Origin of the sequence: Microcoleus sp. LAD1_D3 (assembly GCF_036702135.1) — a bacterium.
Lineage (GTDB): Bacteria > Cyanobacteriota > Cyanobacteriia > Cyanobacteriales > Microcoleaceae > Microcoleus.
Genome location: NZ_JAUBSB010000132.1, coordinates 1 through 3,261, shown reverse-complemented (window position 1 = coordinate 3,261; position 3,261 = coordinate 1). Strand labels below are relative to the sequence as shown.

At 40.2% G+C, this 3,261-nt stretch carries 4 protein-coding genes and 2 pseudogenes; 4 read left to right on the top strand and 2 right to left on the bottom strand.

Translation table 11 applies throughout. The features are described 5' to 3' along the window. Positions 1-521 precede the first annotated feature (521 nt). Positions 522-878 carry a hypothetical protein gene (locus QUA74_RS29415; protein WP_333336258.1) on the bottom strand — a complete coding sequence of 119 codons (357 nt, stop codon included), beginning with the start codon at positions 876-878 and terminating at the stop codon, positions 522-524. 508 nt (positions 879-1,386) lie between these two features. Here QUA74_RS29415 and QUA74_RS29410 point away from each other — a divergent pair. The 4 genes and pseudogenes from QUA74_RS29410 to QUA74_RS30000 form a co-directional block, all read left to right on the top strand. Beyond that, positions 1,387-1,737, top strand: a complete 351-nt coding sequence (locus QUA74_RS29410; RefSeq protein ID WP_333336256.1) for an ISAzo13-like element transposase-related protein — start codon at positions 1,387-1,389, stop codon at positions 1,735-1,737. Between the two features lie 93 nt (positions 1,738-1,830). Next, positions 1,831-2,277, top strand: a pseudogene (locus QUA74_RS29400) (ISAzo13-like element transposase-related protein); the annotation flags it as partial. Between the two features lie 135 nt (positions 2,278-2,412). After that, complete coding sequence (locus QUA74_RS29395; protein ID WP_445302184.1) at positions 2,413-2,580, top strand: ISAzo13-like element transposase-related protein; 168 nt, start codon at positions 2,413-2,415, stop codon at positions 2,578-2,580. Positions 2,581-2,812: 232 nt separating this feature from the next. Continuing rightward, positions 2,813-2,959 (top strand): annotated as a pseudogene (locus tag QUA74_RS30000) (winged helix-turn-helix domain-containing protein); the annotation flags it as partial. On the opposite strand, the gene QUA74_RS29390 reads toward QUA74_RS30000, so the two are convergent. Next, positions 2,930-3,121: a hypothetical protein gene (locus tag QUA74_RS29390; protein ID WP_333336254.1), complete on the bottom strand. Its 192-nt coding sequence runs from the start codon at positions 3,119-3,121 to the stop codon at positions 2,930-2,932. The pseudogene QUA74_RS30000 and the gene QUA74_RS29390 sit on opposite strands and share 30 nt — an antisense overlap. Positions 3,122-3,261 lie beyond the last annotated feature (140 nt).

Genomic DNA, 3,261 nt, shown 5'->3' with positions numbered 1-3,261 from the left:
AACCAAAATTGGGACGTATTCTCCGCTTATAAAGCCAGTTTAGGCTTTGTTTGGGCTTAAAATTTGTTTAAGTCCCGATAGTCTCCGTTGTAAACTCATAATTTTGTCCCTATTTGAATGTTGATGCGAACTGGGGAGGGAAGTAAATTCAACGGGTTGATGTGTCGCCACATGGACATAGCACAAACACCCCCGCCGACGCGAGTACAAGTGCGATGAGTTGCCCAAAATCAACCCAGTCTAAAAAGTTGGTGGAATTCTGGCGGGTGAAACCGCACACAGGGAAAGAGCCATCGTTAGTCCAGTCAAGGGTGTTTACACTGTGTAGCGCTGTGTCTGTGTCTAGTGACTTGTCTATTTCTGTGTCTAGCTATTCCCCGTCAACGAAGTACAGCTCTAGTAGTGCTTCCCATGTAGCCGTTTTTGAAAGCTTCCCGAATCGTCTAGCGTCTTCATTGGTGAACCCACGGTCAAAGGCGAGCGCCCTTAGCTTGTCAATCCGACGGTAACTGACGGTTGGTTTAGTCATGGCTGACAAACCTCAAATCACCGCCAACAGTCAAATGCTCGTCAAAACAGGGGTAGGAAGAATCCGGCATCTCCCCACTTGTCCAATTGATTAGGTAAGCCCAAGTTTGTTCGCGAGGATACCAGCAAATACCAAGCACTTCGCCGTACTCAATAAAGTCCTGGTTAAATTCGTCAGTCCAATGGTCAGCGACTTTGTTACCGATGCTAAATTTCGGGGCCGGGTATTTCTTAGGACTTTCAAGAGCTGACTGAGGACGCGGCACAAAAAACAGCAAAGCGGCCGATGCGATTTTTTGTAATAATATCAATTCCGGTTGCACCGGAATGATATACTGAAAGAGCGTCAATAGTGCAACGAGGACAAGTCATGCCTAAACGCCTCAAGTTAGAGCCTCATCAAACCTCCTCGCCCGTTGTCTAAACTTTATCGTCAAGCGTCAGACCCAATTGAACGGACGCGCTACCAAATAATTTGGCTTTTAGCAACTGGACGAGTTACCAAAGATGTCGCGGATGTCACAGGTTACTGCCGTAACTCGATATACCGCTTAGGAATGAAAATTTAATAACACAAGCAAGGTATAATAAACAAATGAGTGAATATCAATGTACTTGACATTTCATTTTTATGGTCAAAAGTTATCCTTAGTCGATGTTCACATTGTTTCTTTTGCTAATAATTGGTGGGTTGGTTTCAGTCATTTTCTTGTTGGTAAATTTATGTATTACTCCTCTGAAATTACTGCTCAGATGCGGAAACTTTATCAATCTTTGTCCGAAAAAGAGCGATGAAGATATGCAGCAATAGAAGCCCTAAAACTTGGGGATGGTGGAATTAGTTACATATCCCGAATTTTGGCAGCAGACAGAAATACAATAGCCAAAGGCATTAAGGAATTAAAAAGTGAATCAGACATTACTTTTAATCAACACAGAATTCGTCGAAAAGGAGGAGGAAGAAAAACTAGCGAGTCTCTCATACCTGGTTTGAATGAAACTTTTTTAGAAGTCTTAAAAATTTATACAGCAGGCAGCCCAATGGATGAGAAAATTAAATGGACTAATCTCACTCAACAAGAAATAGTTGAAGGTCTGAAATTTCATGGCATAACAGTCAGCGTAACGGTTGTTCAAAAATTATTAAAAAAGCACGGATATGTAATAACTTCAACCTCAAAAAAAACAAACAACAGGAATAACAAATAATCGTAACGAACAATTTAAAAATCTTGCCAGAATCACTGAAGAGTATGAGTTACAGGGAAATCCTATCATTAGTATGGATACCAAAAAAAGGAATTTATTGGAAATTTATATCGCTCAGGAACTCTGTATACTACCGAAACCGTTACCACACTTGACCATGACTTTTTCAGTTTGGGTGATGGAAAAATAGTGCCTCATGGAATTTATGATGTGCAAAATAACCGAGGGTATCTAACCCTAGGTATTAGTAAAGATACGAGTGAATTTGCTTGTGAAGCAATTAAATCATGGTGGATAAATTACGGAATCTCTCTCTACCCTCAAGCCCATTCAATTTTGATTAAATGTGATGGAGGTGGTAGTAAGAATTCCAATCATTATATCTTTAAATCGGACTTACAAGAATTAGTTAATGAGCTAAATATAGAAATTAGAATAGCACATTATCCTCCCTATACATCCAAGTACAATCCAATTGGGCCTCGCTTATTTCCTCATGTAACGAGAGCTTGTCAAGGAGTGATTTTTGGCGTTGCTTAATCAGGGTATGAAAAAAATCACTTGAAAATCCCGAATTTTTGTGAATACTGGTTTCTATGACTTGCATATTTAGCCTTTCATACCCTAAATCAGCAACGCCTGATTTTTACCAGCATTGAGTTAGTCAAAGAACTCATGGAAAAAAACCACACAAAAACTGGACTTTCTGTGGTAGTAAATGTACTAGATAAAGTTTATAAAACTGGTCGAAAAGTAGCTGAGGGATTTAAGGAGACAATGAAAATTATTTTTGATGAATATTTGCCACAATGGAATTACCGTGCTGTTCCGACAATTGAGTAGAGAGTGAAGTTATTAAATTTTCATTCCTTAGTCCGTCGTTACAATCAATTAGGTGCTAATGGGTTGAAAGACAAACATCATCAACATCCGGGTCCTCAACCTTTACTCTCTGTTGTGGAACAAGCACAACTTTTGCAAACTTTACGAACTCCAACTGCTGATGGAGGATTATGGAACAGTCGTAAAGTTGCTGAGTGGATGAGTAATTTACGCTTAGCGTACAGTCAGCGTACAAAGGGGTTGGGACTATCTACGTTCGTTGGAGTTTCGCTTACGAATACCCAGACCGGAACACGACCTTGCTGACCTTGAAGTCCAAGAAGCTTGGAAAAAAAACTGCGAGCGCAAGCTAAACGAATTCAACAGCAGCATCCATTAGCAGCAGTAGAAGTGTGGGGAATGGATGAGCATCGTCTGGGATTAAAGCCAATAATTCGGCGAGTCTGGGTAGGGTATGGGGAGCAGCCCATAGCCAACGTAAATTGGCGCTATCAATGGCTATGGTTATATGGTTTTGTACACCCGTCAACGGGAGAAACATACTTTTGGATTCTCCCAAAAGTTAACATTGAGCTTTTCAACAAAGTTTTAAGTAAGTCGGCAAGAAAATGCCTAAGTATGTAACAAAATATTAAGTAGGACGATCTGTTCTCAATTTAATGCGTTTTGTAGAGTAGTTTC